At 57.0% G+C, this 15,295-nt stretch carries 17 protein-coding genes, 1 pseudogene and 1 riboswitch; of the genes and pseudogenes, 6 read left to right on the top strand and 12 right to left on the bottom strand.

The window, feature by feature from the left end; all coding sequences use genetic code 11:
- Positions 1-72 precede the first annotated feature (72 nt).
- Entirely contained in the window at positions 73-561 is a 489-nt protein-coding gene (locus BUC32_RS11425) for an EF-hand domain-containing protein (protein ID WP_073252699.1), read from the bottom strand.
- 199 nt (positions 562-760) lie between these two features.
- On the opposite strand from BUC32_RS11425, the gene BUC32_RS11430 reads away from it, so the two are divergent.
- Together BUC32_RS11430 and BUC32_RS11435 are read left to right on the top strand one after the other, a co-directional pair.
- Complete coding sequence (locus tag BUC32_RS11430; RefSeq protein WP_073252700.1) at positions 761-1,153, top strand: DUF983 domain-containing protein; 393 nt, start codon at positions 761-763, stop codon at positions 1,151-1,153.
- Positions 1,154-1,175: 22 nt separating this feature from the next.
- Positions 1,176-1,880 (top strand): NUDIX hydrolase, encoded by a 705-nt coding sequence (locus tag BUC32_RS11435; protein ID WP_073252701.1) that lies wholly within the window; start codon positions 1,176-1,178, stop codon positions 1,878-1,880.
- Between the two features lie 21 nt (positions 1,881-1,901).
- Here BUC32_RS11435 and BUC32_RS11440 read toward each other — a convergent pair.
- The 3 genes and pseudogenes from BUC32_RS11440 to BUC32_RS11450 form a co-directional block, all read right to left on the bottom strand.
- Positions 1,902-2,803: pseudogene (locus BUC32_RS11440) on the bottom strand (EamA family transporter).
- A gap of 20 nt (positions 2,804-2,823) precedes the next feature.
- On the bottom strand, positions 2,824-3,732 hold the full coding sequence (locus tag BUC32_RS11445) for a fatty acid desaturase (RefSeq protein WP_073252702.1): 909 nt from the start codon (positions 3,730-3,732) through the stop codon (positions 2,824-2,826).
- Entirely contained in the window at positions 3,725-3,928 is a 204-nt protein-coding gene (locus BUC32_RS11450) for a DUF2061 domain-containing protein (protein ID WP_073252704.1), read from the bottom strand. Before BUC32_RS11450 ends, BUC32_RS11445 begins: the two co-directional genes overlap by 8 nt.
- Positions 3,929-4,035: 107 nt before the next feature.
- Here BUC32_RS11450 and BUC32_RS11455 point away from each other — a divergent pair, with 107 nt between their 5' ends.
- Entirely contained in the window at positions 4,036-4,893 is an 858-nt protein-coding gene (locus BUC32_RS11455; RefSeq protein WP_073252706.1) for a helix-turn-helix domain-containing protein, read from the top strand.
- 68 nt (positions 4,894-4,961) lie between these two features.
- Here the strand turns inward: BUC32_RS11455 and BUC32_RS11460 are convergent, their stop codons facing one another.
- The 3 genes from BUC32_RS11460 to BUC32_RS11470 form a co-directional block, all read right to left on the bottom strand.
- Positions 4,962-5,723, bottom strand: coding sequence for an SDR family oxidoreductase (locus tag BUC32_RS11460; RefSeq protein WP_073252707.1), 762 nt, complete (start codon positions 5,721-5,723; stop codon positions 4,962-4,964).
- On the bottom strand, positions 5,720-7,195 hold the full coding sequence (locus BUC32_RS11465) for a carnitine 3-dehydrogenase (protein ID WP_139280707.1): 1,476 nt from the start codon (positions 7,193-7,195) through the stop codon (positions 5,720-5,722). Before BUC32_RS11465 ends, BUC32_RS11460 begins: the two co-directional genes overlap by 4 nt.
- A 109-nt stretch (positions 7,196-7,304) precedes the next feature.
- Positions 7,305-8,222, bottom strand: a complete 918-nt coding sequence (locus BUC32_RS11470; protein WP_073252711.1) for a BKACE family enzyme — start codon at positions 8,220-8,222, stop codon at positions 7,305-7,307.
- A 77-nt stretch (positions 8,223-8,299) separates the two neighbouring features.
- Between BUC32_RS11470 and BUC32_RS11475 the strand changes: the two genes are divergently transcribed.
- Complete coding sequence (locus BUC32_RS11475) at positions 8,300-9,280, top strand: GlxA family transcriptional regulator (RefSeq protein WP_073252712.1); 981 nt, start codon at positions 8,300-8,302, stop codon at positions 9,278-9,280.
- Positions 9,281-9,321: 41 nt separating this feature from the next.
- Here the strand turns inward: BUC32_RS11475 and BUC32_RS11480 are convergent, their stop codons facing one another.
- The 5 genes from BUC32_RS11480 to BUC32_RS11500 form a co-directional block, all read right to left on the bottom strand.
- Positions 9,322-10,770: a cobyric acid synthase gene (locus BUC32_RS11480; RefSeq protein WP_073252714.1), complete on the bottom strand. Its 1,449-nt coding sequence runs from the start codon at positions 10,768-10,770 to the stop codon at positions 9,322-9,324.
- A 93-nt stretch (positions 10,771-10,863) separates the two neighbouring features.
- Positions 10,864-11,208: a Lin0512 family protein gene (locus BUC32_RS11485; RefSeq protein WP_073252716.1), complete on the bottom strand. Its 345-nt coding sequence runs from the start codon at positions 11,206-11,208 to the stop codon at positions 10,864-10,866.
- Entirely contained in the window at positions 11,205-11,549 is a 345-nt protein-coding gene (locus BUC32_RS11490; RefSeq protein WP_073252718.1) for a Lin0512 family protein, read from the bottom strand. The genes BUC32_RS11485 and BUC32_RS11490 overlap by 4 nt, the downstream gene beginning before the upstream one ends.
- 133 nt (positions 11,550-11,682) lie before the next feature.
- Positions 11,683-12,297: a cob(I)yrinic acid a,c-diamide adenosyltransferase gene (cobO, locus tag BUC32_RS11495; RefSeq protein WP_073252720.1), complete on the bottom strand. Its 615-nt coding sequence runs from the start codon at positions 12,295-12,297 to the stop codon at positions 11,683-11,685.
- Between the two features lie 81 nt (positions 12,298-12,378).
- The gene (locus tag BUC32_RS11500) at positions 12,379-13,545 is read right to left on the bottom strand and encodes an NnrS family protein (protein WP_139280708.1); all 1,167 of its coding nucleotides are present in this window, start codon (positions 13,543-13,545) and stop codon (positions 12,379-12,381) included.
- Positions 13,546-13,580: 35 nt separating this feature from the next.
- Positions 13,581-13,792, top strand: a riboswitch (cobalamin riboswitch).
- Between BUC32_RS11500 and BUC32_RS11505 the strand changes: the two genes are divergently transcribed.
- Both BUC32_RS11505 and cobW read left to right on the top strand, forming a co-directional pair.
- On the top strand, positions 13,781-14,266 hold the full coding sequence (locus tag BUC32_RS11505; protein ID WP_322788018.1) for a DUF1636 domain-containing protein: 486 nt from the start codon (positions 13,781-13,783) through the stop codon (positions 14,264-14,266). It overlaps the preceding riboswitch by 12 nt.
- The gene (gene cobW, locus BUC32_RS11510; protein ID WP_073252724.1) at positions 14,253-15,290 is read left to right on the top strand and encodes a cobalamin biosynthesis protein CobW; all 1,038 of its coding nucleotides are present in this window, start codon (positions 14,253-14,255) and stop codon (positions 15,288-15,290) included. Before BUC32_RS11505 ends, cobW begins: the two co-directional genes overlap by 14 nt.
- The last annotated feature ends 5 nt before the right edge of the window (positions 15,291-15,295 follow it).

The following is a 15,295-nucleotide window of genomic DNA, read 5'->3' on the forward strand; positions in this document are numbered from 1 at the left end:
ATGCCTAGCCCGTCCTCGCTGTCGTGACAATCATGCTGGGCGGCCCACCGTGGCAGGCCGCCCGAGTTCCAATCAGTTCTGTTGCTTTTTGTTTTTTCGGTGGTCGCGCATTTTGGCCTGGGCTTCTTCAAACTCAGCCTGAGAAATCGCGCCATCACCGTCTGTGTCGAAACGACCAAACATCTTGTCTGTACGTTTTCCGTTGGGCTTCATTTCTTCAAAACTCAGCTTACCGTCACTGTCGGCATCTTTTTTGTCGATCATCCGCTTGCTGACTTTAGGCGCATATTCTTTGGCCATTTCGATCATGTGAGCTTCCATCTCTTCGGCATCCAAGAACCCGTCACCATTGGCGTCAGCTTTGTCAAACCGCGCTTTGCCCATGGCCGCCATCTCATCCTGAGTGACTTTGCCGTCGCCATTGACGTCCAGATCTTCGAAATTCATCATCGGCATCATACCGCGTGGTCCGCCCATGCCCCAACCTTTGGCCGAAGCAGCAACACCTGTGACACCAAGGGCTGCCACAACAACACCAGTGATAAAGAGTGCACGTTTCATAATCTTCTCCTGTTACTTGATGTAAACCACGCCATTTTGGGCGGCTTTCAAATGTAAAACGCAGGAGCCGTGAATTTCCGTCGAAGTTTTTCTGGCAAGCGGGCCAACCTTTTTGCGACATCGGGACGCAAGGCGGTTTTGCCCACTTTCAAAGACCAGCCGGGGAACTCATCTTGGGTGCAGGAAATGCGAGGAAACGATGACTGAAACCATAGCCGAGACCGACGAGCGCCCATTGGGTCCGGCCCTGTTTAAGGGATGGCGACGACGATGTCCAAACTGCGGAAATGGCCCTTTACTCAAGGGATATCTAAAGGTGCGTGAAAGCTGTTCTGTTTGCCGCGAGGATTTCACGCCTCAGCGGGCGGATGACGGCCCGGCCTATCTGACCATTTTGCTGGTTGGACATCTTATGGCGCCGATGCTGCACATCGTGTTTGTCAACTTCCGTCCAGAGCCTTTGATCATGTTTACCATTTTTGCGGTTGGCTGTGTGGCACTCTCACTCTACCTTCTGCCAAGGTTCAAGGGCGCAGTGGTGGCGTTTCAATGGGCCCGGCACATGCATGGGTTCGGCGCAAGTAAGCCCTGACCCCAGATAAACAGAGGTCAGAATGAGCGAAGATAAAACCGCAATCCGCAATGCAGCCACGGTGATCGTGCTGCGCGACCGGGAAAGTGACCCCCAAATTCTGATGGGGCAGCGTGGTGCCAAGGCAGCCTTTATGCCGAACAAATTCGTTTTTCCCGGAGGCGCAGTGGACGCAGCAGACGCTGAGATTTTTCTGGCGCGACCATTGCCTGATCTCTGCGCCCAACGCCTGAGTGAGCAATCTGACCCGGCGTTGACGCATCCGCTGGCGGTGGCGGCAGTGCGTGAATTGTGGGAAGAAACCGGTCAAATTCTAGGCCAACAGGGCAGCTGGCAACAAACACCCCCCGAAGATTGGGTCTCATTTTCGCAAACCGGTCATCTGCCCTCTGCCCATGCGTTGCAATTTGTTTTTCGCGCTATTACCCCTCCCGGGCGGCCAAGACGGTTTGATGCAAGGTTCTTTCTTTTGGATGCAGAAGAGCTTAACAGCGACATCGACAATTTCGATCAGGCCTGTGACGAGCTTTCACATCTTCAATGGGTTCCATTGCGAAAAGCCCGCGAACTGGACCTGCCTTTTATCACCGAGGTCGTGTTGGCCGAAGTCGAGGCGCGCGTCACTGATGCAACCCCTCCCGAAGTTGTTCCGTTCTTTCGCAATGACGACGAAAGCAGCCTTTTCATGCAGCTGAAGGGCCGCACACCTGACTGGCGTGACGATTAAGACGAACAATTGGGTTCTGGGTCACAACGTCAGCATAAGCGCCATAATACTTGTGGCCAGTAAAAGCATACCAACCCATTCCCGTGAGCTGATTTTTTCGCGGAAGAACAGGACCGTGCCAATAATCCCAAAAATCAGCTCAATCTGACCCACTGCCTTAACATAGGCCGCATTCTGCAGGGTAAACGCAGTAAACCAGCTGAAGGATCCGGCCATACTTGTCAGGCCAATCCACCCGGCAGTTTTCCAGGCGCGCAGCACGCGACCAATCTGAGGCCGATCACGAAGGTAAAGCCAGACCGCCATCGTAAGCAATTGCATCGATGTCACCGCCGCCAAGGTTACCAGCGCCCGCAACAATGGATCGTTCGCAGACACGGCCAATGTGGCCCCGCGATAACAAACGGCCGACACGCCAAACAAGGCCCCTGCGGATAACCCAAGCGCTGCGGACGGGCTGAGAAGACGGCGCCACATTGGGCCGCTGCGATCCATCGGTCCTGACAGAACCAGAACCCCACCAACCCCAACAATAATCGCAACCAGACCAAGCGGTGATATTCCTTCGCCCAGCACCACCAGACCGATCAGTGCCGTCAGTAGGACTTCGACCTTGATAAAGGTCTTCCCACCGCAAGATTACGGCGACCAAACAACATGACCGTGCACACTGTGGCCGTGATCTGAGCCGCCCCCCCAATCGCTCCAAAAATCCAGAAATCGAGCCCTGGTGCAGGCAAATTGGGCGCGCCAAAGCCAAGCCAAGCCAGTAAAGCAGCAACAGCCAGAGGGGCCGAGTACACAAAACGGGCGAACGTCGCCCCCGCCGCAGACAAGGCGACCTGACTAAGGTGCTTTTGAAGCATGAACCGCACCGTCTGAAACAGTGCGGCCGCAATCGACGCGGCAATCCAGAATTCCATGCCGCCGTTAGATCACGTGCCTAATCGCGAGGCCAGAGAGGATGCGGCACCGGATCTTTGGCTTTGAAAAAGTAGCGTGAAAAGATTTCGCCATACGAGCGATAATAGTAGCTGTCGTTGCGGCTTAGATAACGCTCGCGGTGGGCGCGAAACAGTTTGGGAAGATTGTACCAGGCCACCTTGGGGTGCATGTGATGCACCACGTGCAGGCTGTTGTACAAAAATATCCACGCCAAAGGACCTTGATCGTCTATAATCACGGTGCGCGCCCGGCAACGCTCATGGGCTTGATGCTCAAGGAACGTGCGGATTTTCAGGATCGACAGGGCGGCGTAAGCTGAAAGCAAATAGGCCCAGATCGGCAATTGGGACACAGACATCATCCACCAAATCGCGATCATCAACATCGGAATATGCCAAAGCCAGCCACGCAATACCGCTCCATCCCCAGCTGCAATTTGCCGCCAGTCAGCAGTCATGAAGCAAACCTGCCCTAATGCAGGCCCGACCAGCAAACGTCCGACCAAAGTATTGTTAAAGCGGCGCACAGCACGTTTCCAGCCGGGCATGTCGTCCCACACGGCCGGATCCAGATAGTTGGTTTCGGGATCATCGTAAGGGTCTGTCAAAATGGAATCGCAGTGATGCGCCAGATGCGTGTCTCGAAACCGATAGTAGGGAATGGCCAAACCTATGGCTGGAAAAACCATCAGATCATTCAGTCGTTGATTGCGAAACGGATGGCCATGCAAAACTTCGTGGGTCAACGACGAATGCAGCGCAATTGCCAAAGTGGTCAGCACAATGCCCAACGGTAGGAACCACGTCGAGACCCAGATCGTGCCGACAACGAAGCCCCCGTAGCACAACCCAAACATGGCCAACGTTGGCCACTCGATCAACGGGCGTGTGTGGCGCAGATCAGACATGACGCCCCCAACGGATACCAGCCCAGACACGCTCGTAGATAATGTACAGCGTCAAACCGATGGCGGTGTTGATCAGGGCCATCGCCCCTCCGACCGCCATCGATCCGGTTGCAATCAGGCCCACCAAACTCATCATGGCGAGCCCCATCGCGTTCCAGATCACCGCTTTCAACAATGAGCGTTTCCGCGTTTCCATTTTGTCCCCGTTCTTTTGATCTTCACAAATGTGTTACCAACCCAAAATCCATCGCGGAACTCTGAATGTAATTCACAAAAACCTCAGATGGTGATATTAATCATCATATGACCCATAATATCGACAAACGCCTTCGGGCAGACCTCTTCCGCCAGCGTCTCTCAGCCGCGATGCGGGACAAAGCCACAACGCAAAGTGCCTTGGCACGAGACATTGGTGTCGACCGTTCGACGATTTCTCAGCTACTCAAAGATCAGGGCGCGCGTCTGCCCAATGCGCAGGTGGTTGGAGAATGTGCTTCCGCCTTGGGGGTTTCTGCCGACTGGCTGTTGTCGCTGACTGATCGCCCAGAAAGTGCTGCAGACATTCTTGCCAACTCGCTGACTCTTACGGCGGCACCTCGTGCGCTGGTGGATGAACAGATTTTCAACTGGCACCTTGAAGCCGCGGGTTTCAAAATCCGTCATGTACCCGCTGGCCTGCCAGATATGCTCAAAACCAAAGACATTCTCGAATGGGAGTATTCACCGCATCTGGGGCGCACCACGGAACAGGCCATTGGTGCCTCAGAAGACAGGCTGAACTGGATGCGCGCCAGCCAATCGGATTACGAGATCGCTCTGCCCCTGCACGAACTGGCCAGCTTTGCAGCGGGCACCGGGTATTATGATGGCGTCCCAATCGAATTGCGCCACGCGCAGCTCGATCATCTGATCGCACTTAGCACCCAGCTGTATCCGCGCCTGCGCATCTACCTGTTTGATGCACGTCAGCTTTTTTCGGCTCCGGTGACGGTATTTGGCCCACTTCTGGCTGTGTTGTATCTGGGACGCAATTATTTGGCGTTCCGTGACAAAGAGCGAGTGTTGGGTTTCACCGAACATTTCGACAATCTGGTCCGGCAGGCCACCATCACGGCGCGCGGCCTTCCGGCCCATATCGCCACTCTGCAAAAGGCGCTGTAAAGATTGTTTTTGACGGTGCCTTTGCTGGCAAAGGCACCGTCATTGACCGCACGCCCGACCTTAAAGGTTCAGACTTTGGGGTCCGGGTTGACTGTATGGCCATCCACCGCAATCACCTGTCCGGACACAAACCGCGATGCATCCGATCCAAGGAATACCGCCATATCACCAATGTCGCGCGCTTCAACAAAGCTGCCCATCGATGTACCGGACGCATAGCCTATGTACACCTCATCCCGGGTCATACCCTTGGCTTCAGCCTCACGCGACAGCACACCTTCCATACGGTCGCCTTCGACAGATCCGGGGCAAATCACGTTGCACCGCCCGCCAAACGCACCCAGTTCCATCGCCAGCGTCTTGGCCAGACCAATCACCGCCCACTTTGCCGAACAATAAGGCCCGCGGTTGGGGTAGCCATGCTGCCCGGCCGTCGATGACGTCACGATGATGGAGCCCGCTTTGGCCTTTTTCATCATCGGCACAGTATATTTCGCCGCCAAGAACGTGCCATCCAGATTGACACTGACACAAGAGCGCCAGTCGTCCAGCGCGATGTCCTCGATCTGTGCGGTAGGGCCTGCGACACCTGCATTGGCGCAAAGCACATCCAGCCCGCCCCATTCGCGTTTGATTTCAGCAAACATGGCCGCCATCTGGGGTTCATCAATGACATCGACATGACTGGTACGCCAATGCACCGGCACTTCGCCCAGGGCACGACCGTTCAAATCACTGACCCACACCTCATAGCCGGCCTTGTCAAAGGCCTCGCCCATGGCGCGCCCAATCCCCGAAGCGCCCGCGGTCACCAAAACCCGCCCGGTCATCGTGGCGCTCCGACGTAACGACCAACACCATCTGGCGCAGGCAATATAGACTGAGCCTCGGCAATCATGGCCAAATTGGCGGTAATCTCGGCGCTGGGAACGGACGGTTTACGGGTTTCCAGGCTAACATGGATGAGCACCTGCTCACCCGTGGCCAGGAGCTTTTCTCCTGCATACATTTCGCTCCAGATATGCATCTTCTTGCCCTCACCATTCAGAACTCTGGTACGCACTTCAATGCGCTCGCCCAAAGTGGCCTCATCAATGTTTCGGATATGGGTTTCAGCCGTGAAATAGGACCCGCCCGTTGCAATATAGTCTTGATCACACCCAACAATTTCCATCAACCTGTCCGTGGCTTCTGAGAACGCCTGCAAATAGCGGCTTTCGTTCATGTGACCGTTGTAGTCCAGCCAGTCGACCGGAACGGCACGCCGCCCAGTGACGATGGGTTGCGACAGATCAACTATATCCGCAGCCTTACGTACCATTCCCGCTTCTTTGGACAATTTGACGTCATGGGTGTTCATTAGGGCTCCGGCACCCCAGTTTTGCCCCTTGAGCGCGCGCATCATCGCGACGAGATTGTCGTCGCGGATACGTTCCATTTCGCGAATTTCAATATGGCCAGATTGCTCATCAGATTGACCGGCAATCAGATCCACCAGTTCATCGTTGAACTCAGGAACATCCATCAATCTGGTCCAGGGCCATTTCAGACACGGACCAAACTGCTCCATAAAGTGTTTCATACCCGCTTCGCCACCCGCCACGCGAAACGTGTCAAACAGACCCATTTGCGCCCAACGAATGCCAAAGCCCATACGGATCGACTCGTCGATTTCTTCGGTTGTCGCCACGCCATCTTTGACCAGCCAGAGCGCTTCGCGCCATACGGCTTCCATGAAACGGTCAGCAATGTGGGCATCGATTTCTTTGCGTACATGCAACGGATACATGCCCAGACCGGAAATGGTCGCCTTGGCCTGCGCAATAATGTCGGCGCTGTTTTGTGCTGTGGGCACCAGCTCGATCAAAGGCATCAAATAGACAGGGTTAAACGGGTGCGCGACCATGATCTGACCCGGACGGGGTGCGTGTTCCTGCAACTCGCTGGGTTTAAATCCCGAAGTCGACGACCCGATGATCGCATTTTCAGCACAATGTGCCTGAATCTCGGCATAGACCTTATGCTTCATCTCAAGCCGCTCCGGCACACTTTCCTGAATCCAGGTAGCACCTGCAACCGCCTCGGCGATCGTGTCATGAAACGTCAGCGAACCCTCTTGGGGCATCTCGGTGTCGCTCGTTCCCGGCAGCGACCGACGCGCATTATCCAGCACTTCACCGATCTTGCGCTCAGATTCTGGGTCCGGATCAAAAACCCTTACATTCCAGCCATTTAACAGAAATCTCGCGGCCCAGCCGCCACCAATCACGCCACCACCGACGATCGTTGCTGTTGTCATCACTTCATTCCTATTCGCACCGAACGCAGGTCCCTTTGCGTCCCGAATTTCATCTTGCCAAAAATACTTCGGGGGTTTGGGGGCTGGCCCCCAATCCGCCCGTGTTCGCAGGTCACTGCTTTGCGACTGGCGCCCGCTTGGTCAGACCCAGTTTGGCGCGCACCTCATCAGGGCCAATCACCTTGGCGCCCATGTTTTCGATGATCGTTACGGCGCGATCAACCAGTTGATAGTTCTCGGCCAGCACACCCTTGTCGAGCCACAGATTGTCTTCTAGGCCCACCCGCACGTTACCACCCGCCAGAACCGAGGCGGCGACATAGGGCATTTCTTCACGACCCAGTGCAAAAGCTGACCATGTCCAGTCAGACGGCACATTGTTGACCATGGCCATAAAGGTGTTGAGATCCGTTGGTGCCCCCCAAGGCACGCCCATGCAAAGCTGTACCATTGCAGGAGAGGCCAAAATGCCTTCGGCGACCAGTTGTTTGGCAAACCAAAGGTGACCGGTGTCAAAGGCCTCAATCTCGGGTTTCACGCCAAGATCGGTCATCATCTGCCCCATGGCGCGCAACATGCCGGGCGTGTTGGTCATCACGTAATCGGCTTCGGCAAAGTTCATTGTGCCGCAATCAAGCGTACAAATCTCGGGCAGGCATTCAACGATATGTGCCATACGCTCAGTTGCGCCAACCATGTCGGTACCAGCAGCCACCGGCAGCGGGTTTTCAACATCGCCAAACACCATGTCGCCGCCCATACCAGCCGTCAGGTTCAGCACCGCATCAACGTCTGCGTCGCGGATACGATCCGTGACTTCGCGGTAGAGCCCCAGATCACGGCTGGGTGCACCGGTTTCAGGATCACGAACATGGCAATGCACCACTGCAGCGCCGGACTTCGCGGCGGCAATTGCACTGTCTGCGATCTGTTTGGGTGAACGCGGTACGTGCGGGCTGCGGTCCTGAGTGCCGCCCGAACCGGTTACGGCGCAGGTGATGAAGACTTCTTTGCTCATTTCCAAAGGCATGGCGATTCCTTTCAATCCATTTGCGCCACTATCTCTGAGTTGATGTTTTCTAATTTACATTTTACGAATGTTATTTGATGAAAACCGCAAAAAACATCTTTCTGCCCAATGATCAGGCGCTGAACACGGCCGTGCTGGTTCTGGATCAGTGTAACACGCTCAGCTTTGCGGCGGCCGTAGACCCGATGCGCGCCGCCAACCGTCGGGCTGGTCGGCCGCTGTTCAACTGGCGATTTTACACTGCAGTGGGCGACTCTGCGCATCTGACCAGCGGATTGAAAATTGATGGGCCTCCCATCGCTCAGCTTGTTTCTTGCGACCTCCTTTTGGTGATTGCAGGATTTGATCTGGAAGAGCACGCAACCCCCCGCCTGCTTGCCTCGCTTCGGCGCATCCACGCCATGGGCTCAGCGATTGCAGCGCTGGATGGTGCGCCATGGCTGTTGGCACAGGCGGGCCTTTTGGATGGGCATAACGCCACCACACATTGGGAAGACCTCGAAAATTTTGCCACCCGCTTTCCTGCCGTTCTCACTCACAGGGACCGGTTCGTGATTGATCCACCATTTGCCACCTCTGGCGGTGCGGCGCCGGGCATCGACATGATGCTGCATCTGATCAGCACGCGTTTTGGTACATCTCTTGCGACCCGCGTGGCCAGCGCTTTTGTCTACGATCCCTTACCACCCGGTCAACAAGGTCCCGGCCCGGGGGCAGCCCCTCGTCAAGTGCGGCGCAATCCACAGATCGTGCGTGCATTGGATTTAATGGAAACTCATATCGACGACCCCCTCTCGATCCCTGAAATTGCGCAGCGTCTTTCGGTGTCCACCCGCAGTCTTGAGCAACGCTTCAAAACCCACCTGGGGCAATCGCCGCACAGCTATTATTTGCAATTGCGACTGAACGAGGCCCACCGGTTGGCGATTGATACATCAATGTCTGTGCAGAACCTCGCGGCCGCGACGGGGTTTGGCTCGCAAGCCAGCTTTGCGCGCGCATTTCGTCAGGCACATGGTTTATCTGTACGGGCATTGCGGCGGCAACTTGGGCGTTGACGACGTCAAACTTGAGTATTTTTAAATTTTATAACAATGACTTAGCACGCCTGCTTCAAAAGGCCGTCAACATCAAGGTGGGCTTCCATGTGATCTGCCAAAGCTTCCAGAGTGGCCTCGACAGTACTGTCATAGCCCCCCTTTGCGGCCTCAGCCCCAAGGCCTGAAAGCCAAGCCGCGCGAAAGGCGTCGTCGCGAAACATGCCATGCAGATAGCTGCCCGCGATACGCTCATCGGCGCTAAGCGCGCCCTCTTCGCGATTTCCGACCAAGGCAAAGGGGCGCGCACGATCGGCGCCCTCTGTCCGTCCAATATGGATTTCATAGCCGTGAAACGCCGTATTTGTGGACGCATGCACAGCCTGCGTTTCGGTCAGGCGCTTGTCAGGTGTCATCAGGGTTTCTACGTCCAGAAGGCCAAGACCAGAGGTGTCTCCGGGCGCGCCTTCGATGCCTTCTGGATCGCTGATATTGCGTCCAAGCATTTGATATCCCCCACAAATTCCCAAGACATGGCCACCGCGCCGAACATGAGCATAGAGGTCAATGTCCCAGCCCTGTTCTCGCAAAAACGCCAGATCACCGCGGGTGGATTTGCTGCCAGGAATAATCACCATGTCAGTGTCACCGGGGATTGGTTGACCGGCACGCAGCATCGTCAGGCTAACATCAGGTTCCTGCGCCAAAGGGTCGAGGTCGTCGAAATTGGCGATGCGAGACAGACCAAGGCAAACAACCTTGAGGACGCCCGTGCCTTTTGCGTCCGAGATATCCAGCGCATCCTCGGCGGGCAACCTCCAAGCCTCTGGAAAGTAGGGTAAAACACCGAAGCCGGGCCAGCCTGTGTGCTGTTTGATCATGGCATAACCGTCGTCAAACAGGCTGGGATCGCCGCGAAACTTATTGACCATAAAGCCCACGATCCGACCTGAATCTTCTTTGGAAACAACGGCTTGAGTTCCCACGATCTGAGCAATCACGCCACCACGGTCGATGTCACCGGCAAGGATCACCGGCACATTTGCGGCCTCGGCAAAGCCCATATTGGCGATGTCGCCGGGGCGCAGGTTGACTTCCGCCGGGCTGCCCGCGCCTTCGACAATCACCAGATCATTGTTTGATTTCAGACGGTTGAAGCTTTCGAGTACTTTCTCCATCAGTGTGGGTTTCAATGCCGCGTACTCGCGTGCTTTAATTGTGGTGAGGCGTTTTCCCTGCACCACAACCTGGCTGCCGACATCGGTTTCGGGTTTTAAAAGAACGGGATTCATGTCTGTAATCAAAGGCTTGCCGCAGGCCATCGCCTGCAAGGCTTGCGCGCGACCAATTTCACCGCCATCCGAGGTGACGGCGGCATTGTTGGACATGTTCTGCGGCTTGAACGGCGCGACGGAAAACCCACGACGTTTGGCGGCGCGGCACAGCCCCGCAACCAGCATCGACTTGCCGACATTCGAGCCTGTGCCCTGAATCATCAAAGCGCGGCTCATGTGCGCAAAATCCGCAAATTGTCCGTTTTGTACAAAACTCTACCCCCCGAATACCCGTTTTGTACAAAACGGATTTGGTCCCTATTTGTGCCCCTACCCCAGCTTTGGCAAGAAGGCTTCGACCGCTGCAGAGGCGATCACCATCACGTTGCCATTATCCGGGTTGGTGACATTGAGACCACCAAACACGGCTGTGACTGTCGCCAGCCCGCGCGGCAATCCGGTGCGCAATGCGTCGCAGTCGACCTGATCCGGCTCTTGCGCCCCGACGGTGACCTGCACGCGCATCTGTTTGTGGTCCATGCCCAGTGCGTCGAACATCGGGATGGATGAGTGGCGAATGGCGTCTTCAATCGCGCGTTTGGCGGCCTTGGTATAGTCTTGCCCGTACTGGTCATTGCCCATACCCATTTCGATAATAAACCGCTGATCGCTCATGATGTGGCCTCCAGATCAAGCGCAACAGAGATGGCGACATTGGCGATGACCGTGGGGTTGCCCAAAGGCCGTGGCACATCCAGCCCGCCCGCGACGGGCGTGACGGTGACTTGGCCGTAGGGAAAAATTGCGGCGACTTTGGTGATGTCAATCCGGTCGGGTTGCTCAACGCCGACTTCGACCGTGATCAGCATGTCGTCTTTGTCTTTGCCGAAAAGTTCGGCGAGGTTGATCGAGTTGTGCCACAGCGCGTCTTTGACCGCGCGACAGGCGGCTTCGGTGTAATCCTGACGGCGCAAGGATGACCCCATGCCGAATTCGGTGAGAAGGCGTTTTTTCATTTCTCAAAGCGCTCTTTTGTTGACGTGTTGAGGACAGCGCCCGTCCCGAGGGTGGGCGTGACGCGCCCGCCCTGTGGGGCGGATCGGATGCTGACCGGGCGGGTCGCCCGGTGGATTGCTTTGCGTGGGTGTATCAAAACTCCACCCCCTTCTGGGCCTTGATGCCATCCCTAAAGGGATGTTTCAGCAGGGTCATTTCGGTGACGAGGTCTGCGGCTTCGATCAACTCGGGCTTGGCGTTGCGTCCCGTCAGCAGGACGTGGGTCATGTCGGGTTTCTCGGTCAGCAGAAAATCGACCACGTCGTCGATATTCAGATAGTCGTTGCGCAGGGCAATGTTGATCTCGTCCAGCATGACGAACTGATTGGCGGGGTCACGGATCAGGTCTTTGGCCAGTTCCCAACCGGCCTCAGCCTTGGCGATGTCACGGGTCCGGTCCTGGGTTTCCCAGGTAAAACCTTCGCCCGAGACGTGAAATTTCACTTCATCGGCAAAGTGTTCTTCCAGAAAGGCGCGTTCGCCGGTGGCCATGGCGCCTTTGATGAATTGCACCACGGCGACGGGCATATCGTGGGCGATGCAGCGCATGATCATGCCGAAACCAGAGGAAGATTTGCCTTTGCCGGGGCCGGTGTGGACCATAATCAGGCCCTTTTGATCGGTCTTGGTGGCCATCATGCGGTCGCGTGCGGCCTTGATTTTCTTCATCTTTTCAGTGTGGCGGGTGTTTTGGTCGGTCTCGGACATGGGGGCCTCGTGGGGTCGCGGTTTCGAAGGGCACAGAACCATAGGGATCGGGAGGGTGCAAGGTGGGGGTTGCACGGAACGTCAGGAGTTCCTTGTGCCGCTGAAGACCGGGCGCACCACGGGGCCGGCCAGCGCGGGCAGGAACAAGAGCGCATAAAGCAGCCAACCGGAACACCAGAGCGTAGCAGCAAGGTCAAGCGCGTCGACCATTCGGGCCCATGTGGCGAGCCAGATGAGAGCAAAAGCGGGGATGGTGCCACGGCGCGGGCGCAGGCCGGTGGGTGTGCGGTGCGCGATGGACCGGGCCGAAACCGCGAAGATCAGCCCGCCCATAGCCCCCATGATCAGGGCGTGGAGGGATTGGGGTTCACTCAGGGGACCGGTTTCGGACAGCGACGCGCCCCAGAGATAAAGGCCAAGCGGCAGCCAGAGGTAAGCGAGGGTGAGCATCGCCAGCAGGCGGTCGCGCAGGGCCGAACGCAGCGACCAAAAGGCCATGCGGGCAATCAGGGCAAGCGCGGCAAAGCGCAGAAAGCCTCCTGCTGTGGCGGCGTGTTCGGTCAACAGGATCAAAGTGGCCATGACAATCGAGAGCAGCGCGACAGGGCCAAGCCAATCGGGTTCCTCCGCCGGTTTCCTCCCCCGCCAGATCGCCGCACGAGAGAGAAAAGCGGGAAGGATCTGGCCGCCGACCACGATCAGCAGGAGGCTAAAGCCTATGACAGGAACGTAAGGTGCCCACATGGGAAGCGCGTTGTTGTAGAGCCCGGTGATCCAGAAGGCAGAGCCGATACCCGCGGCGAGGCAGAACAGAATGAACCCCGGGCGCCCCGGCTTGCCGCTTTTGCGTGTCTCACCCCACAAGAGCAGCGCAACACCCCAGAAAAAAGCCACTGAAGTGATGGCACCGAAGGGCAACCACAACGCAACCAGCGCGACCCGGGTGGCGATCCAGAGGAACGCCAGCACCATCAAGGGCCAGCCCGAGGGTGGCGCGCGCCCTGTCCAGCTGGGGCACGCCGTCAGCAGATATCCCGCCAGCGCGGCCCCGGCAAAGCCAAAGGTCATTTCGTGAATGTGCCAGTCCAGGGTCAGATCAAAGGGTAGGTTCAGATTCGCCTGCCATTGCCAAAGCGCCACGCAAAGTGCGGCCCAAAGCGCCGCCAAGGGGAACATCACGCGAAAAGATGCAGCCCAAAGGCCGGTTTTAGGCCAAACCCTGTCGGAACTGGTCGGGTTGCTCGTCAAGGGGCACTCTCTTGCTTGACAAAGGGGGGTGGGCTGCCTCAGTTGGGCGCGCTGGTGCCTGTTTTAGGACAGGTGAATAGGGAATGCGATAAGGGATTGTGACACACCCCGAAAACGCAGCCGCCCCCGCGACCGTGACCGGAGAGGTTGCCCGCTGCCACTGGACTATTCCGGGAAGGCAGGGCCACCGCAGGCGACACCGCCGAAATCCGCAAGCCGGGAGACCTGCCAGCGTGTGAGTAGACGTGAAACCGGACGGGGTGCTTTCGGTGTCGGGCTGGCCAATCTGGCATCCCGCATTTCCCCGTTCCTGATAAGGGACCTGAAAATGAGCGACGCGCTTCCGCCTGTTGAACTGTTGGTGTGCACCACCTGCCGTGCGGGCCAGCCAACTGATATCGAAGGTCCCCGCCCCGGCACGCAACTGTTTAATGCGCTGAAGGCATCTGATCTGCCCGCGCATGTCACCGTGAAACCGGTGGAGTGTTTCTCGAACTGCGATTTTGGCTGTTCGATCACCGTGCGCGGTGGCGACGCGCGCTGGACCTATGTCTATGGCAATTTCACCGGCGCTGATGACGCCGAACTGGTGCACGACGGCGTGACCAAATATGCCGCCACCACGGATGGGCTTGTGCCATGGCGCGAGCGTTCCATCCATTTCCGCAAAAACTGTATCGCGCGCATTCCGCCGCTGGAGATCCCCGATGTCAAATCTTGAAAAACTTCCCGTCACTGTGATTACCGGCTTTCTTGGCTCGGGCAAAACCACGCTGATCCGCAATTTGATGCAGAACCCGCAGGGCAAGCGTCTGGCGATTGTGGTCAATGAATTTGGCGACGTTGGTGTAGATGGTGAAATCCTGAAGTCCTGTGCCATTCCCGATTGCCCGGAAGAAAACATTATGGAGCTGTCGAACGGCTGTATCTGCTGCACGGTGGCCGATGATTTCATCCCCACGATTGAGGCCTTGATGGCGCTGGAACCGCGCCCGGATCATATCGTCATTGAGACCTCGGGGCTGGCACTGCCAAAACCGTTGCTCAAAGCGTTTGACTGGCCGGATATCCGCTCGAAAATCACCGTTGACGGTGTGATCGCTTTGGCCGACGCCGAGGCCGTGGCCGATGGCCGGTTTGCCCCGAACGTGGCGGCGGTGGATGCCCAGCGCGAGGCGGATGATAGCCTGGATCACGAAACACCCCTGTCTGAGGTGTTCGAGGATCAGGTGTCTTGTGCCGACATCGTGCTGTTGACCAAACCCGATCTGGCAGGTCCGGAAGGTGTGGCCAAAGCCAAGGCGATTGTGTTGGCCGAAGCGCCGCGTGCCCTGCCTGTGGTTGAGGTGGCCGAGGGCGAAGTGGACGCGCGTGTGATCCTTGGGCTGGAAGCGGCCGCCGAAGACGATATGGACAACCGCCCCAGCCATCACGATGGCCACGACGACCACGAGCATGACGATTTTGAAAGCGTTGTGATCGATATTCCTGAACAGTCTGACCCAGCGGCTTTTGCGGCCAAGATCGAGACGCTGGCGAAAGAACAGAACATCCTGCGCATCAAGGGCTATGCCGCCGTGGAAGGCAAACCCATGCGCCTGTTGGTGCAGGCAGTAGGTGCACGGGTGCGCCATCAGTTTGACCGTCCTTGGAAGCCGGAAGAGGGCCGCAGGGGCCGCATGGTCGTGATCGCCGAGCATGATGACGTAAACGAGGAAGCGATCCGCGCGGCGTTGGTTGATTAACCCAA

Source organism: Shimia gijangensis, from assembly GCF_900142085.1.
Lineage (GTDB): Bacteria > Pseudomonadota > Alphaproteobacteria > Rhodobacterales > Rhodobacteraceae > Shimia > Shimia gijangensis.